At 73.8% G+C, this 17,592-nt stretch carries 19 protein-coding genes; 12 read left to right on the forward strand and 7 right to left on the reverse strand.

Features of this window, described 5'->3' with window-relative positions:
• The first annotated feature begins 134 nt into the window (after positions 1–134).
• The 4 genes from ACF1BH_RS28685 (at position 135) to ACF1BH_RS28700 (ending at position 4,414) form a co-directional block, all read left to right on the forward strand.
• Entirely contained in the window at positions 135–1,226 is a 1,092-nt protein-coding gene (locus ACF1BH_RS28685) for an MBL fold metallo-hydrolase (protein ID WP_391647141.1), read from the forward strand.
• Between the two features lie 192 nt (positions 1,227–1,418).
• Complete coding sequence (locus ACF1BH_RS28690) at positions 1,419–2,480, forward strand: HpcH/HpaI aldolase/citrate lyase family protein (protein ID WP_391647143.1); 1,062 nt, start codon at positions 1,419–1,421, stop codon at positions 2,478–2,480.
• A gap of 5 nt (positions 2,481–2,485) precedes the next feature.
• The gene (locus ACF1BH_RS28695) at positions 2,486–3,358 is read left to right on the forward strand and encodes an HpcH/HpaI aldolase/citrate lyase family protein (RefSeq protein WP_391647145.1); all 873 of its coding nucleotides are present in this window, start codon (positions 2,486–2,488) and stop codon (positions 3,356–3,358) included.
• A gap of 351 nt (positions 3,359–3,709) precedes the next feature.
• Positions 3,710–4,414, forward strand: a complete 705-nt coding sequence (locus ACF1BH_RS28700) for a DUF4232 domain-containing protein (RefSeq protein WP_391647147.1) — start codon at positions 3,710–3,712, stop codon at positions 4,412–4,414.
• A 113-nt stretch (positions 4,415–4,527) separates the two neighbouring features.
• Here the strand turns inward: ACF1BH_RS28700 and ACF1BH_RS28705 are convergent, their stop codons facing one another.
• The 4 genes from ACF1BH_RS28705 to ACF1BH_RS28720 all read right to left on the reverse strand — a co-directional run bounded on the left by ACF1BH_RS28705 (position 4,528) and on the right by ACF1BH_RS28720 (position 8,341).
• A complete protein-coding gene (locus ACF1BH_RS28705; protein ID WP_391647149.1) occupies positions 4,528–5,187 on the reverse strand; it encodes a transglycosylase family protein in 660 nt (219 codons plus the stop codon).
• A 1,142-nt stretch (positions 5,188–6,329) separates the two neighbouring features.
• A complete protein-coding gene (locus ACF1BH_RS28710) occupies positions 6,330–7,055 on the reverse strand; it encodes a DUF6344 domain-containing protein (RefSeq protein ID WP_391647151.1) in 726 nt (241 codons plus the stop codon).
• A gap of 250 nt (positions 7,056–7,305) precedes the next feature.
• Positions 7,306–7,878, reverse strand: a complete 573-nt coding sequence (locus tag ACF1BH_RS28715; protein WP_391647153.1) for a DUF5994 family protein — start codon at positions 7,876–7,878, stop codon at positions 7,306–7,308.
• A 214-nt stretch (positions 7,879–8,092) separates the two neighbouring features.
• Positions 8,093–8,341, reverse strand: a complete 249-nt coding sequence (locus ACF1BH_RS28720) for a hypothetical protein (RefSeq protein WP_391647155.1) — start codon at positions 8,339–8,341, stop codon at positions 8,093–8,095.
• A gap of 437 nt (positions 8,342–8,778) precedes the next feature.
• Here ACF1BH_RS28720 and ACF1BH_RS28725 point away from each other — a divergent pair, with 437 nt between their 5' ends.
• A complete protein-coding gene (locus ACF1BH_RS28725; protein ID WP_391647157.1) occupies positions 8,779–9,234 on the forward strand; it encodes a tellurite resistance TerB family protein in 456 nt (151 codons plus the stop codon).
• 215 nt (positions 9,235–9,449) lie between these two features.
• On the opposite strand, the gene ACF1BH_RS28730 is transcribed toward ACF1BH_RS28725, so the two are convergent.
• Positions 9,450–10,025 (reverse strand): TerD family protein, encoded by a 576-nt coding sequence (locus tag ACF1BH_RS28730; RefSeq protein ID WP_345088906.1) that lies wholly within the window; start codon positions 10,023–10,025, stop codon positions 9,450–9,452.
• Positions 10,026–10,521: 496 nt separating this feature from the next.
• On the opposite strand from ACF1BH_RS28730, the gene ACF1BH_RS28735 reads away from it, so the two are divergent.
• The 5 genes from ACF1BH_RS28735 to ACF1BH_RS28755 all read left to right on the forward strand — a co-directional run bounded on the left by ACF1BH_RS28735 (position 10,522) and on the right by ACF1BH_RS28755 (position 14,676).
• The gene (locus ACF1BH_RS28735) at positions 10,522–11,010 is read left to right on the forward strand and encodes a BlaI/MecI/CopY family transcriptional regulator (RefSeq protein WP_391647160.1); all 489 of its coding nucleotides are present in this window, start codon (positions 10,522–10,524) and stop codon (positions 11,008–11,010) included.
• Between the two features lie 3 nt (positions 11,011–11,013).
• Positions 11,014–11,979 (forward strand): M56 family metallopeptidase, encoded by a 966-nt coding sequence (locus ACF1BH_RS28740; RefSeq protein ID WP_391647162.1) that lies wholly within the window; start codon positions 11,014–11,016, stop codon positions 11,977–11,979.
• On the forward strand, positions 11,976–12,566 hold the full coding sequence (locus tag ACF1BH_RS28745; protein ID WP_391647164.1) for a sugar nucleotide-binding protein: 591 nt from the start codon (positions 11,976–11,978) through the stop codon (positions 12,564–12,566). Before ACF1BH_RS28740 ends, ACF1BH_RS28745 begins: the two co-directional genes overlap by 4 nt.
• A gap of 57 nt (positions 12,567–12,623) precedes the next feature.
• The gene (locus ACF1BH_RS28750) at positions 12,624–12,872 is read left to right on the forward strand and encodes a hypothetical protein (RefSeq protein WP_391647166.1); all 249 of its coding nucleotides are present in this window, start codon (positions 12,624–12,626) and stop codon (positions 12,870–12,872) included.
• Between the two features lie 466 nt (positions 12,873–13,338).
• The gene (locus ACF1BH_RS28755) at positions 13,339–14,676 is read left to right on the forward strand and encodes an LCP family protein (RefSeq protein WP_391647169.1); all 1,338 of its coding nucleotides are present in this window, start codon (positions 13,339–13,341) and stop codon (positions 14,674–14,676) included.
• Positions 14,677–14,786: 110 nt separating this feature from the next.
• On the opposite strand, the gene ACF1BH_RS28760 is transcribed toward ACF1BH_RS28755, so the two are convergent.
• Positions 14,787–15,116, reverse strand: a complete 330-nt coding sequence (locus tag ACF1BH_RS28760; protein WP_391647172.1) for a branched-chain amino acid transporter permease — start codon at positions 15,114–15,116, stop codon at positions 14,787–14,789.
• Positions 15,109–15,858 carry an AzlC family ABC transporter permease gene (locus ACF1BH_RS28765; RefSeq protein ID WP_391647174.1) on the reverse strand — a complete coding sequence of 250 codons (750 nt, stop codon included), beginning with the start codon at positions 15,856–15,858 and terminating at the stop codon, positions 15,109–15,111. Before ACF1BH_RS28765 ends, ACF1BH_RS28760 begins: the two co-directional genes overlap by 8 nt.
• Before the next feature lie 62 nt (positions 15,859–15,920).
• Here ACF1BH_RS28765 and ACF1BH_RS28770 point away from each other — a divergent pair, with 62 nt between their 5' ends.
• Positions 15,921–16,379: an Lrp/AsnC family transcriptional regulator gene (locus ACF1BH_RS28770; protein ID WP_391647176.1), complete on the forward strand. Its 459-nt coding sequence runs from the start codon at positions 15,921–15,923 to the stop codon at positions 16,377–16,379.
• Positions 16,380–16,533: 154 nt separating this feature from the next.
• The gene (locus tag ACF1BH_RS28775; RefSeq protein WP_391647179.1) at positions 16,534–17,340 is read left to right on the forward strand and encodes an aminoglycoside phosphotransferase; all 807 of its coding nucleotides are present in this window, start codon (positions 16,534–16,536) and stop codon (positions 17,338–17,340) included.
• The last annotated feature ends 252 nt before the right edge of the window (positions 17,341–17,592 follow it).

The raw sequence follows: 17,592 nt of genomic DNA on the forward strand, positions 1-17,592 counted from the left end.
TTGGAGTCGCCCGACCGTGCCGCACCCGCCACCCGATCGAGCTAAAGCTAATTGATTGCGTTAGTCGAGAGTAGGCGCTAGCGTCGACTAACGCAAACGGATAGCTTTTGCAGAGAACGGAAGAGGTACGAGAGATGGTTCCCACCCGCCCGGCACCGCAGCAGATCCCGCCCGGACCGCAGGAGTCGCCGCGCCACCGGACCCCGTCGGCGCCCGGCCCCGTCCCGGCGGGAGAGCAGGAGAAGAGAGGGGAGCGGCGCCCCGCCGCCGAGCCGCAGCCGCCGGACCGGCACCCCCTTCCGCGCCCCCTTCCTCCCGCGCCCGCATGGGAGTTGGGCGGCATCACCGTCCACCGCATCGACGAGGTGGCGCTGCCGCCGCAGACGGGCCCCTGGCTGCTGCCGTCCGCCACCCCTGAGGTGATCGACCGCACGCCCTGGCTGCGGCCCGACTTCGCCGACGGCTCCGGCGTGCTGCGCCTGAGCAGCCACACCTTCGCCTGCACCGTGGGCGGCCTGCGCGTCCTGATCGACACCGGCATCGGCAACGGCAAGACCCGCGCCAACCCCGCGTGGCACGACCTGCGGACCGACTATCCGGCCCGCCTGGCGGCCGCCGGGTTCCCGCCGGACGCCGTCGACCTGGTGATCCTCACCCACCTCCACACCGACCACGTCGGGTGGAACACCCGCGCCGACGGCGGCGATTGGCGGCCCGCCTTCCCGCGCGCCCGCTATGTGACCGCCCGCCGGGAGTGGGAGCACTGGGCCGCCGCGGAGATGGACGACGCCCGGCGGCAGATGTTCCGCGACTCCGTCCATCCGGTCCGCGACGCCGGACAGCTCGACCTCGTCGACGTCCCCACCGCGGGGGCCGAGATCGCGCCGGGCATCCGCCTCCTCCCCACCCCGGGACACACTCCGGGCCACATCGCCGTGGAGCTGCGCGGCCGTACGGGCACGGCGGTGATCACCGGCGACTGCGTCCACCACCCCGTCCAGCTGGGCCACCCGGCGGTGGGCAGCTGCGTGGACACGGATCCGGCACAGGCCGTGGCCACCCGCCGCGCGCTCCTCACCGCGCTCGCCGGGACGGACACCCTGCTCCTCGGCACCCACTTCCCGCCGCCCACCGGCGGGCTGGTCCGGGCCCGGGGCGGCGCCTACCGCCTGATACCGGTCCCGGGCCGCCCGGCACCGCCCACCGCACCCGACCCCCGGAAGTGACGCCGGAGCCACTGCCGGAAGGGCCGCTCCACGCCGCGCCCACCGGCCCCGGAGGCGTGCGCGGGCGGTGACCAACGGCACACATACTGATCAGTAGCATCCGCGGGGACCGCCTCTAGAGTGAGCCGCACGCCGTCGGCGTTCGTGCGCGCAGGCGGCCCCCGGAACCCTCGATCCGAGCAGGGAGACTGCATGCGCTCTCCGAAGGACTTCTTCCGCCCGCTGGCCGTCGGGGCGCCGACACCGGTGCGGGAGGTGCCGTTCCGTCCGTCCCGGATGATCCACTTCTTCGATCCGGGCAACGAGAAGATGGCCGCGAAGATCCCCGCCATCGCCCCCACCGTCGACGTCCTGCTCGGCAACCTGGAGGACGCGGTCGCCGCCGACCGCAAGGAGGCGGCGCGCGACGGGCTGGTCAAGATCGCCCGCGCCACCGACTTCGGCGACACCCAGCTGTGGACCCGGATCAACAGCCTCGACTCGCCGTGGGTCCTCGACGATCTGCTGACGCTGGTCACCGAGATCGGCGACAAGCTCGACGTCATCATGGTGCCGAAGGTCGAGGGCGCCGCCGACATCCACTACATCGACCGGCTGCTCGCGCAGTTGGAGGCGAAGGCCCGCGTCCGGCGCCCGATCCTGGTCCACGCCATCCTGGAGACCGCCACCGGCGTCGCCAACGTCGAGGAGATCGCCGGGGCCAGCCCCCGGATGCAGGGCATCTCCCTCGGCCCGGCCGACCTCGCCGCCAGCCGCCGGATGAAGACCACCCGCGTCGGCGGCGGCCACCCCGGCTACCTCGTCCGCCAGGACCCCGACACCCGGGACGCGGACGCGGAGCGGGCCACATACCAGCAAGATCTGTGGCACTACACCCTCGCGCGGATGGTCGACGCCTGCGCGGCGCACGGGATCCTGCCGTACTACGGGCCGTTCGGCGACATCAAGGACACCACTGCCTGCGAGGACCAGTTCCGTAACGCGTTCCTGCTGGGCTGCGTCGGGGCGTGGAGCCTGCACCCGGTGCAGATCGGCATCGCGAAGAAGGTCTTCTCGCCGTCACCGGACGAGGTCCGCTGGGCCCGTCGGGTCATCGCGGCGATGGGCGACGGCACCGGCGCGGTGATGCTCGACGGCAAGATGCAGGACGACGCGACCTTCAAGCAGTGCCAGGTGGTGGTCGAGCTGGCGGACGCCCTCGCCGCCCGCGATCCCGAGCTGCGCGCCGCGTACGACGCGGCCGGAGAGGAGTGAGTACGGTGACCGGCCCCACGCCGCGGCCCCGCCGCTCCGTGCTGTACATGCCGGGCGCCAACGCCCGGGCCCTGGAGAAGGCCAGGTCGATCCCGGCCGATGCGCTCATCCTCGATCTGGAGGACGCGGTCGCTCCGGAGGCGAAGGCCGATGCCCGGGAGCGGGTGGCGGAGGCCGCCGCCTCCGGCGCGTACGGCCACCGTGAGGTGACGATCCGGGTCAACGCCCCCGGTACGGCCTGGCACGCCGACGATCTGCGGGCCGCTGCGGCGGCCGGTCCGGACGCCGTCGTGGTGCCGAAGGTCGAATCGGCGGCGACCGTAAGGGAGGTGGAGCGGGCGCTGGAGGCGGCCGGGGCGCCCGAGCACACGGCGGTCTGGGCGATGCTCGAAACGCCGCGGGCGATGCTGGACGCACGCGAGGTCGCGGCGGCCGGTGAGCGGTTGTCGGTGCTGGTCATGGGCACCAACGATCTGGCGAAGGAGCTGCACGCCGAGCATGTGCCGGGCCGCGCACCGCTGTTGACCGGGCTTTCGCTGGCGCTGCTGGCGGCCCGTGAGAGCGGAAAGGTGATCCTGGACGGCGTCTACAACGACGTGAAGGATCTCGCCGGCTTCGAGGCGGAGTGCGTCCAGGGTCGGCAACTCGGCTTCGACGGCAAGACGTTGATCCATCCCGCGCAGGTCGGCCCGTGCAACGAGGTGTTCGCGCCGTCGGAGGCACAGATCGAGCGATCGCGGCGGATCATCGAGGCGTTCGACGAGGCGGCGCGGGAGGGCCGCGGCGTCGTCGCGGTCGACGGCCGCATGATCGAGAACCTCCATGTGGAGGACGCCCGTCGCATCCTGGCCCTGGCCGAGGCGGTCGCGGGACGGTAGCGCGGCGGACGGGACGGGGCGGGGCCGTCATGGGCGGGCACGGTCCGTCCGGGCGGCGGCAGGGGCTCGCCCCGGCGTCGGCCGGGCGCTCACGGCGGCCTCGTGAAGATGCACCGGGCATTTCGCCAGATCGCTCGCCGCAGAAGGGAACGCCCGCCGACTTTACTGCATCTCCCCTGGTGGAGAGGGGTGGCGGCGGTGGGCGGACCCGGTGGAGCGCGCGCTCGCCGGGCGTTCCGGGAGGTTCCGGGACGTTAGTACGCCGTTAGTGGATCACCAACGGGCGACAGCAATATGGTGCGTGCGGAACGAAGCAACGAACCGCATTCACCGAACCCACGAGGGGGACTCATGTCGCGCCACACCAAGCTCCGTCTGATCCGCAGGACCGCCGCCGCTTCCCTGGTCGCCGCCGCCGCGCTCAGCCTGACCGCCTGCCAGGAAGGCGGTTCGGACAAGGCCTCGTCCGCCTCCTCCGCCACGGACTCGACCCCCGGCAAGCCGGCTGCCGGTTCGGACGACTCGGCCCAGGCGAACGGTGCGGGCGCCGACAACTCCTCCGACCAGGGCGCACCTGCCGCCGCGGACGGCGCGGCGAAGTCCACCGGGGGCAACTCGGGCGGTACGGAGCGTTGCCACACCGACGGCATGAAGGCCGGCTGGGGCTCCGACGGTGGCGGCCGGCCCGAAATGACGAGCGGCGACCAGCAGATCGCCGCGGTCTGGCTGAAGAACATCGGCAGCTCGACCTGCACGATCAAGGGCTTCCCGGGCGTCAGCATCGCCGGCGAGGAGGGCCAGTCCTGGGACCTGTCCCGCTCCAACAAGGCGGCCCCGACGATCACCCTCAAGCCCGGTGCGCACACCAGCTTCAACATCTCGCTGCTGCCCAGCACCGACGCGGGCGACAACAAGGTCACCCCCGGCATGGTGACGATCACCCCGCCGAACGAGACCAAGCACTTCCAGCTGCAGTGGCCCTTCGGCGGCTCGATCCTCGACCAGTCCGGCGCCACGCACCCCGGCACCTTCGTCAACCCCGTCGGCGCCGAGTGACACCAGGATGCCGATGACTTCGGCGGAATCCCCGCCCCGGTTACCGTTACGGCTCTCCTCGGTCCCCAGGTCCAGGGCGATCGGCTCCACGGCCCCGGTCACCTCTCCCCGGCTCATGCGCGCAGCTTCAGGCGCTGACCCGGGTAGATGTGGTCGGGGCCTTCGTCGAGCAGCTGGCGGTTGAGTTCGTACAGCTTCTGGGTGCCACCGGGGGTGTGGGCGCGCTGGGCGATGGCGGAGAGGCAGTCGCCGGACTGGACGACGTAGCTGCTGCCGGTCAGGGCGCTCTGCTGACGGTGGACGGTGGTGCCGTGCTGGCGCTGCGCCTGGTGGTGCGGGTGTCGCTGGGCCTGCGGTGCCGGGGCGGGCCTGGTGACCGGGCGTTCCGGGGTGGCCTTGCTGACGCCGTCCGACGAACCGGTCGAGCCGGTCGCGCCGGTCGCGCCGAACCGGCCGCAGACGGGCCAGGGCTGGAGACCGCGGTCGGCGCGGATGCGTTCCCCGACGGCGATCTGCTGGGACTTCGTGGCGAGGTCGGGGCGCGGGGCGTACTTCTTGCCGCCGTAGGCCCGCCAGGTGGAGGGGGCGATCTGGAGGCCGCCGTGGTAGCCGTTGCCGGTGTTGATGTGCCAGTTGCCGCTGCTCTCACAGTGCGCGATGCGGTCCCAGTCGGTGCCCGCCGGGACGACCGGTCCGGCGGGGGCGGTGGGGACCGCGGCTGCGGTGGCGCTCTGGCCGCCGAGGCCGAGTGCGCTCAGGACAACGACCAGCATGTACAGGATGGTTCCGACGGACCGTTTGGCAAAAGCTGACGACATGACGGTTTCCTCCATGCTCCGGCGACGCCGTGACGCGATGTCCGCCACGGCCGTGGGCACGACCCAAGAAACCGGGCAATATGCTTTTCGGCACGTCTGCTGAGCCTGAAATGCGCGTGTTTCACCCGGCTGGCCGCTGTTGCGGAGGCTCCGGAGACGCTCCGCCGGGCGCCGTGGGGAGCGGATGCCCCGCATCGGAGCAATGACCGATGGAAATTCTCAACTCCTTTGCTGTGCTTGTCTGTTGAGCAATTCCCCCTCCTCCTTCCCGCCGTGACGCGAGGCCGTACGGGGGGTGATGGCGAAGGCCGGGTGGCGGTGTCCCGGCACCGGGTGTAGGGGCGGGCGCGACACGGACGGATACGGACTTCTGCGCACCGGAGTTGAGCATCGAGTGCGGCGGCCCGGAGGGGGCACGTACGGGTGTGAGCAAGGGGCACGGCTGCCTTCGGCCGCGTACGGGCGCGGGAGGAGATGTCGTACGAGCGCGAGCGCGAGCGCGGAAGCGGATGCCCTGGGGGTGCGCGCGTGGACGGGCGCTGCGCGGGCGCCGGGCGGGCCCTGTCGCCGGCGCCGTGCGGGCCTCGTCGCGGGAACAGGAGCCGTGCGGGACCCGTCACGGGAACAGGAGCCGGGCGGGCCCCGTCGCTGGAGCAGGAGCCGTTCAGGCCCCCGGCGTCACAGCGGATGGTCAGGTGGTGCGCTCGCGCTCCGGCGCGGCCAGGCTCTCGCCTGATGCCCCTTCAGCCCCCTGGCGGATACGCGGAGACCTCACGTACCCCGACCCCTCATCCCCCGGTCCCTCATCCCCCCCGGCGCGGTCACCTCACGCGCCGAACAGCCCCGTCTTCTCCCCTACTTCTCCCCCGGACCGGCCCGTACGGGTTGGCGTGCCGGTCACGTCGTCGGCGGCCCGGGCGCAGCGTCCGGCGCGTCGTCCGCGCCCGTCACCGCGTCACACCGGTGGCCTGCCACCTCATCACTCCTTGGCCGTGCCCTGAACCGGATCGTCCGGGCACGCTGCCGCGCGGCGCTCGGGAGCGCCGCGCATGTGGCGTGGGTCCGGGGTGCTCACCCCGGCGGCGTCGGGCCCCCGGTCACGTCGTACAGGCGGTGTGTTCGCGGCTGCGGGCCGCCGGGACGGTGGCCGCGGACCGTTCGTCCACCGGGTCGGCGTGCGGATCGTCCGCCGGGACGGTGCGCGAGGGTTCGGTCCCGGTGGCGAGCCGGCTGCGGGTGGTGGGTGAGGAACCGTGGGCCTCGGCGCGGATCCGCTGCTTGATGGTGGGCGGCAACTGGGGGCCGCCGTAGGCACGCATCTCCGGTACGTAGGGGCCGGCGACGCGGGGCGAGGGGAGGAACGGGCCCGCGGGCAGCGCCCGGTCGCGCGGGGCCGGTGGCCGCTCGGGGAAGTGGTCCTCGGGTGCGCGGCGGGCGGCGGGGGTGACGGCGGTGGGTGCGGTGGCCGGTGCGGGCGCCGATGACCGGGGCGTACGCGAGGTGGTGGCCGTCCGTGCCGCGGGGGGCGTGGGGGCGCCGGGTGCGGGGCCGGGATCGCCCGCCGCCACCGGTACCGGTGGTGTGGGCGCGGTGCGCGGTGCGCCGAGGACTGCGCGGGGGGCCGGTGTGTACGGGGCGACCGGGACGTACGCGGTGGTGCGCAGCGCCCGGGTGTACGGAGTGGCGCCGTACAGGGAGTCGCCGTACCGGGCGGCCCGGCGGCAGGCGGCCGCACCCGGGGCGGCGTAGCGGAACATCGCCAGCAGCTTGCCGAGCACGGCAAGGCACACCGCCCAGAACTTCACGACCTTGGTCGCAGCCATGGTCCCTCGCTTTCCTTCGCGTACCGGCGGTCGGCCGCCGGAACCTCGGTGGGTATGTGGTGCACCGCAGTCCCGGGCCGGAACACGGTGGCGGGCCACCGCTTCTTTCCTGCCGGTTCTGTGGTGCTTTCTCATGATGAATACGCAATGGGAGGATCGGAGGACCGACGCACGCGCGGTGCCGTTCTTCGGATGAACACCACTCGACCGCAGTACCCGGGCGCCCGGCGCGCCGGGCCGCGGGCGGCCGTCAGCGGTTGCGGACCGCGTGGGGATGGCCTGGCGGGGCCGCCCGGGAGCGCTCCCGGCGGCGGGGCGCCGGGCCCTCGCCCGGCAGGGGCGCATCGGCCGGGATCGCGCCGGTGGCGACGCCCGCCAGGATGCGTACGGCGTCGGACTCGGCGGTACGGGGCGGCAGTACGCGCAGGTCCCAGCGGCCGAGACCGGCGGCGACCAGGCAGAGGGTGGGCGGGCCCGGCCGGTCGGGAAGACGGCGCAGGCGGATGACGTGCCCGGCGACGAGGGTGAGGGTGGGCAGCGGCGTCCAGAGCGCGCCGTTCGCGGTGGCGTGGGTGATCCGGGGCCAGTCGAAGGGCAACGCCGGTAGCAGTTCGGTGAGTTCGGCCTCCAGGTCGGCCGAGCGCGGCCACCAGACGCCGTCGGTACGGCGGGCGACGCCGGTGGCGGGCGCGATGGCGAGCCGGGCGACGGGCGGCGGGGCGTGGTGCGGCTGCCGACGGGCGGCGGGGGATCCGGTGATGCCGGTGTACCCGGCGGTCCCGGTGGTGGGTCCGGTGGTGGATCCGGTGGCGGTGGGGTTCATGGTGTGCTCCAGGGCCGGGGGGCCCGGTGCGGGTGAGTCAGGTGCGCCCGGCCGGATCCCGTACGGGGCGGATCCGAAGGGGAGCGGCCTTGGGGACGGTGCCGTAGGGGAACCGCCGTGGGAGCTGCTGCAGGGACGGCGCCGCGGAGGAACCGCCGTAGAGGAACCGCCGGGATCGACGGCATAGGCCGGGGCGGTGCGGAGGGTGCCGCGGTCAGGATCCGCCGGGTCGGCCGTCGCCCCGTTCGCCGGGGGTGGGCGGCGGGGGCCCGGCGGCGTGCGGGCCGGGGCGGCTGCCGCCGCCGTGCGGCCAGCGCCGCATCCGGAGGCGGAAGGAAGGCTGCAGCGTCGCGTACTTGTGCGTCGCCATCCGGCCCGCCTGCTGGGCGTTGACCCGGGCGAGGAACAGTACGCCCAGGGCGATCAGTGCCAGCAGAACGACCACGGTCAACGCGATCTGCATCGTGCTCACCTCACTCGGGCCTGATGGTCCGGGCCTTCCGGCGCAGGGCCCCGGGGGCCTCGGCGGAGCCGCACACGGGCCTCGCCGGCGAGCGGTCCCCGGTCACTCCACCGTAACCCCGACGTGCCCGACGATGGGCGAAATGTCCAGAGTGAGGGCTGCGGCACGCGAGACGGCGACGGACGGGCGGCGACACACGGCACCCGCCCCCGGCTTCCCCGGCTTCCCTGGCTCCCCCGAACCGCCCGGAAACGATCTCGCCGGACCCTCCCCCTCCGCAAACTTCTACATACCTGTAGATTTTACCTACGCATGACCAAACCGGCCGCCGGTCGGCCGGACGTGACGTGCCCGCGGCGCGGGCCGCCCCGTCCGTCCGGTACGGCCGCGCGGCACCGGCACACGGAACAACGGACGACGACGACCAGGAGATCCCGATGGCACTGTGGGACCGGATCAAGGATTCCGCCCAGACGATGCAGAACCAGCTCGTCGCCAAGAAGAACGACCTCAAGAGCGGCGCCTTCCGGGACGCCAGCATGGCGATGTGCGCGCTGGTGGCGGCCGCCGACGGCACGATCGACCCGTCCGAGCGGCGCCGGGTGGCGCAGCTGATCGGCACCAACGAGGTGCTGCAGAACTTCGCGGCGGACGACCTCCAGCGCCGCTTCGACGGTTACCTGGACAAGCTGACCGCCGACTTCGACTTCGGCAAGGTCGCCGTGATGCAGGAGATCGGCAAGGTGAAGAAGAAGCCGGTCGAGGCGCGTGCGGTGATCCAGATCGGCATCGTCATCGGCGGCGCGGACGGCGACTTCGACAAGACCGAGCAGGCCGTGGTCCGCGAGGCGTGCTTCGCGCTGGACATCAACCCGGGCGAGTTCGACCTCTGACGCCCGGGGCCGGGCCCGTAAGGGACCGCCCGGCCGGGGAACCCCGAGGGGCGGGCCCGTACGGCACCTCCCGTACGGGCCCGCCCCTGCGCGTGCCACGGGCACCGCGCATCCGGCGGCCGCCCCTGCCCGACCGCCCGGTCCCGTACGGAACTCCCCGTACGGGACCGGGCGGCGTGGTGACCGGCTCTCCGGTCAGACGGCTCGGCGGTGCGTCACACGTTCACGCCGAAGTCGGCGGCGATGCCGGCGAGACCGGAGGCGTAGCCCTGGCCCACGGCGCGGAACTTCCACTCGCCGCCGTGCCGGTACAGCTCGCCGAAGACCATGGCGGTCTCGGTGGAGGCGTCCTCGCTCAGGTCGTAACGGGCCAGCTCGGCGCCGTCGAGGCGGTTGATGACGCGGATGAAGGCGTTGCGGACCTGGCCGAAGCTCTGGCCGCGGCTCTCCGCCTCGTGGATGGAGACCGGGAAGACGATCTTCGCGACCTCGGCAGGGACGTCGGTGAGGTTGATGTTGATCGACTCGTCGTCGCCCTCGCCCTCACCGGTGAGGTTGTCGCCGGTGTGCTGGACCGAACCGTCCGGGCTGGTCAGGTTGTTGTAGAAGACGAAGTGGCGGTCCGAGACGACCTTGCCCGCCTCGGTGCAGAGCAGGGCGCTCGCGTCCAGGTCGTAGTCGGCGCCCGTCGTCGTGCGCACGTCCCAGCCGAGGCCGACGGTGACCGCGCTCAGGCCCGGCGCCTCCTTCGACAGCGAGACGTTGCCGCCCTTGGCCAGCGAGACTCCCATGGTTTACCTCCAGGTGATGTGCCGGTCCGCGTACGGGCCGGACGCACACGGCGCCCGGTTGCGCGGGGCGCCGCGCACGGACCGGCGTATCGGGTTCAGAGCTATGAGGGCTATGAGGTGGGCACGGCGCCGCACCGCCGGCGCCCGGGCCGACGGACAGGACAGGTGCGGCGCGCGGAGTTAAAATCTACAGGACTGTAGAAGTTGGCGCGGCCCACCGACGCCGTCCCGTACGGGCTCTTCCCGACGGCAAGGTCCCGTACGGGGCCTCCCCTGCGGCACGTCCCGTACGGGCCACCCCTTTACGGCCCGTGCCCTACGGGGAACCCCGCGGGGCACGGGCCTTGGGGGGGGACCCACCTCGTACGGCCTGCCCGCAGGGCCTGCCTTCCGGGGCGGCGGCGGAATCCGGCCGGGCGGTACGGGCCGCGGCCGCGGCCGTAAGATGCCCCGACGTCCCGGCCCCGGGACGCCCGGCACGGCGGGAGGCGACGACATGGGCGGGAAAACCTTCGGAAGAGCGCTCGGCGCGCCCTCCGGAGACGGCGGATCCGGCGGTTCCGCGGGCGCCCCCGGCGGTTACCGCGCGGGCGGCCCGGAGCGCGCCCGCCGCCGCGGCCAGGGCGAGTTGGAGGCGCAGGTCCTGACCGCGCTGCACCACGCGCCGGAACCGGTCTCCGCCGCCTGGGTGCAGGAACGACTCGGCGGCGACCTCGCCTACACGACCGTGATGACGATCCTGTCCCGGTTGCACGCCAAGAAGGCCGTCACCCGGGAGCGGTCCGGCCGCGCCTACCTCTGGACGCCCGCCGCCGACGAAGCCGGTCTCGCGGCGCTGCGGATGCGCCGGGTCCTGGACGGCGAACCGGACCGGGACGCCGTCCTGACCAGCTTCGTCTCGGCGCTGTCCGCCCACGACGAACAGGTGCTGCGCGCCCTGCTGGACGGCGCCGCACCCGGTGGCCCGGGCCCCGGCGGGGACTGACCTGTGGGGTTCTTCGTCTTCCTCCCGCTGGTTCTGCCGCTCACCACGCTGCCGATCGCCAAACTCGCCGGCCAGCACCTCCACCCCCGCGCCTCGACCCGCCTGCTGACCCTGCTGTCCACCGTCCTCGCGGTGTGCAGCACGCTCTGCCTGGGCCTGCTGATGGTCGTCGGGACCGCGCAACTGCCCGGCAACCCGCTGCCGGACGGCTGGTCCGACCCGGAGGTGCGCGCCGCGGTGCCGGGCGCGGAGATCGCCGGGACCGCCGCCATCGCCGCGCTGGCTGCCGCGGGCGTGGCCTGCGTCGGGGCGCTGCGCCGCCACCGCCGCATCCGGGCGCGCGCCCAGGACGCGCTGGCCGCGCTGCCACCGGGCCACGACCCGGCCGTCCTCCCGGACGCGACGCCGTACGCGTACGCCGTGCCGGGCACCCCGGGGCGCCCGGGGCGGGCCGCGCGCTCCGGGCGGGTCGTGGTGTCGCAGGGGATGCTGGACAGCCTGGACGGCGCCGAGCGGCGCGCCCTGTTCGCGCACGAACGGGCCCATCTGGACTGCCACCACCACCGCTATCTGCTGGCCGTACGGCTGGCCGGGTGCCTCAACCCGCTGCTGCTGCCGCTGCGTTCGGCGGCGGCGTACGCCACGGAGCGGTGGGCCGACGAGGAGGCCGCCCGCGTCGTCGGCGACCGCCGGGTGACGGCGCACGCGGTCGGCAAGGCGGCGCTCGTGGGGCGGCCGGGCGCCCCCCATCCGGAGCTGGCGCACTTCGCCGCGGAGACCGGTCCGGTGCCGCGCCGGGTGGCGGCGCTGCTCGCGCCCGTACCGCCGGCCGGCAGCTGGCCGCACGCCCTGACCCCGACCGGCCTCGCCGCCCTCGTCGCCGCCGCCGGCACCGCCACCTCGGCCCTCGCCTCCCTGAACTCCACGATCGCCCTCGTCCTCATCCTCAAGGCCGCGACACCGCTGTGAGCGGGTGGGCGTGGGGTCCCGCCCCCAGGGGCGCTCCGGACCGGGCGACCACGGCCGACGGTGCGACCCACCTGGCGAGAGCGGCCATGCGGTACGGCGCCCGGCTGGTGCGCGTCTCCGGTGACGCCGCCCTCTCCGGCGCCGGCGTCCACTACGACGAAGCGGCCCTGCCCGATCCGGTCACCCCCTACGGGGCGGCGAAGGCCGCGGCCGAAACAGCGATCCGGCTCTTCGCCCCGGCCGCCGTGATCGCCCGCACCTCGCTGCTCCTCGGCGACGGTGACCCCGTACGCGAGAGTTTCGTCCACGCTCCGGCCGTCGGGCGGCGCCGCACCGAGACCGGTCCCCCGGGGCCGCTGGACGTCCGCCTGGACAGCGCACCGACGCAGCGCACGGTGCGCACCGCGCTCCGCGGCGCCCGCGCCTTCCTGCGCCGGGCGGACTGCCCCCTCTCCGCGAAAGCAGCAGGTCAGAGACGCATCCCTCGCCCTGCGGACCGCTACGGGGCCGGGCCGGGCCGCTCCGGCGCGACGGGGCCGGCGGAAGCGCTCCGGTCATACCTCCCGCGAAGTTCTACAACACTGTAGATATTGTCGGTACGCTGGCACTCCACATGGCGGTAACGGGTGTTTTCGGAGGGGGAGATGGCGACGAGGTGCTCACTCCCGAGCTGGGACTGCCCGCCACCGGACGCGGAGGTGCGGTGGGTCTATCAGCCCGTCGAGGTCCACTTCCCGGACGGCCACTGGGCGGTGGGCCGGATCACCGCATGGTGGACGGACGAGGACGGCGGCCAGTGGTGCCGGATGCGCACCACTCCCGGCGGCCGGCCGCCCCGGTGGTTCCGGTACGACCCGGACACCATCCACCTGCTCCCCAGCTCCGGAATCTGACCCGCCGGCACCGGGAAGCGCCCCCGCACCCGGGGCGTGCGCGCCCGGCGCCGCGCGCCCCCCGCGCGCCGCTGCTCCCGACGCCCACCGGGGTGCCGCCGGGCCGCGCACCCGCCCCGGTGCGCGCCGCCGCGCCCGCCCCCGGCCCGGCCCGACCGCCCCGTCCGGCCCTTCCGCCGCCGCCCCCGTCGCCCGCGACGGCTCCCGCTACCGCGTTCCCCGACGTAGCATCCGCAGAGCGAGAGGGGCCAACGGCGTGCACGACAGGCAGAGTTCCCGGGGCGGCGCGCCCCTCAGGCCAGGTGCCGCGCGCCGTGACGCCCCGCCCGGCCGCGGCGCCCGCGGCGTCCCCGGCCCCCGGCGCGAACCCGCGGCCGCGCGCCGTACCGCCCCCGGGGCCCGCCCCCGTCCGGCGCCCGCCGCGGGCGCCCCGCGCCGCCCGGCCGCGCCGCCCGGGAAGCTCCGGATGACCCGCCGCGGCCGCGTCGTCGCCTGGGCCGGTGCCGTCCTCGCCGCGGTGCTGCTGGGCACCACCGGCGCGGGCGCCTGGATCTACCAGCACCTGGACGCCAACATCCGCGGCGCCGACATCGGCGACGGGCTCGGCGACCGGCCCGCCAACCTCAGCCCCGGCTCCAAGAACATCCTCGTGGTCGGCTCCGACAGCCGCGCGGGCGCCAACGCCGCGTACGGCAAGGGCCTGACCACCATGCAGTCGGACACGCTGATGGTGCTGCACCTCTCCGCCGACCGGCACTGGGCGACCGCCCTGTCCTTCCCGCGCGACTCCTGGGTGCGCATCCCCTCCTGCGTACGCGGCAACGGCAGCCGGTCCGCACCGCACCACTTCAAGATCAACGAGGCGTTCTCGATCGGCGGGGACAGCGGCGACATCGGCAAGGCCGCCAGCTGCACGATCAAGACGATCGAGACCGCCACCGGGCTGCGCATCGACCACTTCGCGTCGCTCGACTTCCAGGGCTTCAAGGGCATGGTCAACGCCCTGGGCGGCATAGAGGTCTGCCCCGAGCACGCCATCCACGACACCAAGGCCCACCTCGACCTTCAGGCGGGCTGCCAGACCATCCGCGACGAGCAGGCACTCGGCTACGTCCGCACCCGTTACAGCGTCGGCGACGGCTCCGACCTCGGCCGCATCGGCCGCCAGCAGGAGTTCCTGAAGGCGCTCGGCACCAAGGCCCGCGCCCAGCTGACCAGCCCCGGCTCGCTCTACGGCTTCCTCGACTCCGCCACCAGGTCCCTCACCACCGACCGCGATCTGGCCGGGATCAAACCGCTCTACGACCTCGCCGCCACGCTCAAGGACATCCCCGCCGACCGGCTCACCTTCCTCACCGTGCCGAACTATCCGCGCGAGGCGGACGTCCCCACCGACCACGCCAACGTCGTGTGGCAGTACCCGCAGGCCGGCGACGTCTTCCGCGCCCTCGCCCACGACCGGGAGATCGACGCCGCCGCCAAGCGGCGGCTGACCGCGGCCGCCGCCCACCCCGTCACCGCCGCCGCCGTCCGCGTCCGCGTCCTCAACGGCACCGGCGCCCCCGGCCGCGCCGCCACCGCCGCCGCCGGTCTGCGCGCCCTCGGCTTCACCGTCACCGCCACGGGCAACGCCCCCGCGACGGGCCCCACGACCCTCGGCTACCCGGCGGGCCTGCGCGACCGGGCCGAGGTCCTGGCCGCCCGCCTCCCCGGCCGTCTCACGCCCCGGGAGGCGGCCGATGCGGCGCCGGGGGAGGTCACGCTGACGGTCGGCGCGGACTTCCCGGTCGACGGGGAGGGGTGACCCGGGGCCGGGACCCGTAGGGGACGTCTCCGGGTCCCGGTGACGCTCGCGGTGTGCCGGGCGCCCGTGCTGTCCACGGTGACCAGGAAGGTGCCGGTGGTCCTGGTCTCTCAGCCCGTGAAGACCAAGCTGGCCAGGAGCGTGTGGACGGCGGTGCCGGCGAGGATGCTCAGCAGGGCGTTGCGGCGCCACAGGTGCAGGCCGACGGTGACGGCCAGCGCGGCCAGCGGGGCCAGGGCGCGGGTCTGGGTGACGGGGACGTCGCGCAGGCAGTAGACCAGGAGGATCAGCATCACGCCGGCCGGCATACGGGTGCGGAGGAACCGGACCGTGCCACTGGCGCGCAGCGGGGTGAGCGCCGCGAACGGCAGGGCCCGCAGGCCCCAGGTGACGGCCGCGGTGACGAGGACGGCGGCGACGGCGTAGCGCGTGTCAGGCATGGCCGGTCTTCCTCCCGGTGACGAAATGGCGGGCCAGGAGGGCGGCGGTGAACAGCGCGAAGGCGACCGGCAGCATCTCGTCCGGGAAGAGGAGCCGGGCGGCGACCGCGCTGAGCAGGGCGAGCACGGGGGTGGGCAGGTCGCCGCGCAGATCCCGGACCGCGTCCAGCGCGAGGACGGTGAACATCGCGGTGAGGGCGAAGTCCAGACCGGTGACGCCCTCCGGGATGAGGGAGCCCAGCAGCGCCCCGGCCACCGAACTGGCCGCCCAGTACAGGTGCAGCGAGAACTGCAGCCACAGGATGCGCCCGCCGGGCCAGGAGCGGGCCTGCTCCCCGGAGGTCAGCGCGAACGCCTCGTCGCACAGGGCGAAGGTGCTGTACGTCTTCCCGAGGCGGCCGGTCACGCGGTGCAGGGGGAAGGAGAGCGCGTAGAAGACGTGCCGGACGTTCACCATGAACGCGGAGACCGCGATGGAGGCGAGCGGGGTGCAGGCCGTGACCAGGCCGATCAACAGGAACTCGAACGAGCCGCCGAACGCGACCAGCGCGGACAGCCCCGCCCACCACCAGTCCAGACCCGACTGCGTCACGAGCGCCCCGTAGGCGAGGCCGAGCGGGATGAACGCCAGGCCGGCGCCCGCCGAGTCCTTGAACGCCGCGCGCGCCTGGGAGGTTTTCGGGGGCAGTGGTACGGGCGCGGGCCGAGGTGGCACCTCGGCGACGGCAGAGGGTATTTCCATGGCGAAATTTTAGAAAAACTTCCGCCTCATATGATTGCCGATCACCCCTGTATTCTCGGGATATGAGCAAGGAAGTACCGCTCGATGCGATCGACCGCGAAATTATCTTTCAACTGCGCCACGACGGGCGGCTCACAAACGTCGAGCTGGCCAGACGCATCGGACTGACCGCCCCGCCCTGCCTGCGGCGGGTCAAACGCCTGGAGGAGTCCGGCGTCATCGCGGGATACCGCGCGGTCATCGATCCGGAGGCCGTGGGACGCGGCCTGGAGGTTCTGATCGACGTCGAGATCTACGCGCAGGACCGCAAGAGTTTCGAGGAATTCGAGTCCATCGTGGCGTCCTTCGAAGAGGTCGTGGAATTCCGCCGGATGTACGGCCGCCCGGACTACTTCATCCGCGTCGCCGTCGCCGACCACGCCGCCTACGAAGCCTTCCTGACCGACCGTCTCAGCGGCCTGCCCGCCGTCCGCCGCCTGGAGTCCCATCTGACGATGAAGACGATCAGGACCAGCCCGTGACCCGTGGTGGGCGGTGCCCCTGCCCGCCAGGGGCACCGCCCACCGGCTTGGACACCGCCCGCCAACTTCCTTGGCCCGTAAGGGACTCGGACACGTGCGGGGCTCGGGCCGGAATCCTCCTACGAGGGGCGTACCGCCGCTAGGCTCCGCCACCATGCCCGTCCAACAGACCTGGAACTCCCTCCCCGCCGACGTCCACACGGCGGTCCGCGCGCGGACCGGCGCCGTCCACCGCGCCGACGACATCGCCGCCGGATACGTCAGCCAGCTCACCACCACGCTGGACACCGACAGCGGCCGCGTCTTCGTGAAGGGCCTGCGCCACGACTACGCCTTCGCCTGGAATCAGCAGCGGGAGGCGGACATCGCGCCCCACGCCGCGCCGCTCGCGCCCGCCGTGCGCTGGCGGATCGACGCGGGCGGCTGGGACCTCATCGGCTTCGAGCACCTCACCGGCCGCGGCGCCGACTACGCCCCGGACTCCGCCGACCTGCCGCTCGTCGTCGACGCCCTCGCCACCCTGGGCGGCATCCGCTGCCCGGACGTACGGACCGAGGACGCGGTGGACCGCTGGGCCCGCCACCTCGACGACCCCGCCGACGGCGCCGCCTTCGCCGGGCCGACGCTGCTCCACACCGACCTCAACCCCGCCAACGTCCTGATCGACGGCGCCGCCCCGGCCCGCCTCGTCGACTGGGCCTACGGCACCCGCGGCGCCGCCTGGATCGACCCGGCCTGCTGGATCGTCTGGCTCATCCACCACGGCCATCCCGCCGCCCAGGCCGAACAGTGGGCCGCCGAGGTCCCGTCCTGGTCCACCGCCCCGCGGCGCTCCCTCGACCTCTTCGCCACCGCCCTCTCCGGCTACTGGCAGGCCCTCGCGACGGAGTACCCGAACCCGATCACGGAGAGCCTGCGGGACGGCGCGGCGGCTTGGGCGAGGCTGCGGGCAGAGAGCTGAGGGAGCACCTGCCCGCGCGCCCCGTCGGGCGCCGGCCCGGCCGGAGCAGCTCCCTGAGCCGGCGGCCGCTACAGAAGCCTTCCGTCCACGGCGTGCAGCGGGCCGAAGCAATTCTGTCCGTGGGACCGTCCCTTCACCTCCCGGCACCCCTGGACCGTCAACGTGCCCGGCGTCCCCACGTACCCGAGCGACGCGGCGACGCTTACCAGCCCGAAGGCGGTGACGCCGAAGCCCGCGAAGATCACCAGGGAC

It is taken from the genome of Streptomyces sp. NPDC014733 (assembly GCF_043083385.1).
Taxonomy (GTDB): domain Bacteria; phylum Actinomycetota; class Actinomycetes; order Streptomycetales; family Streptomycetaceae; genus Streptomyces.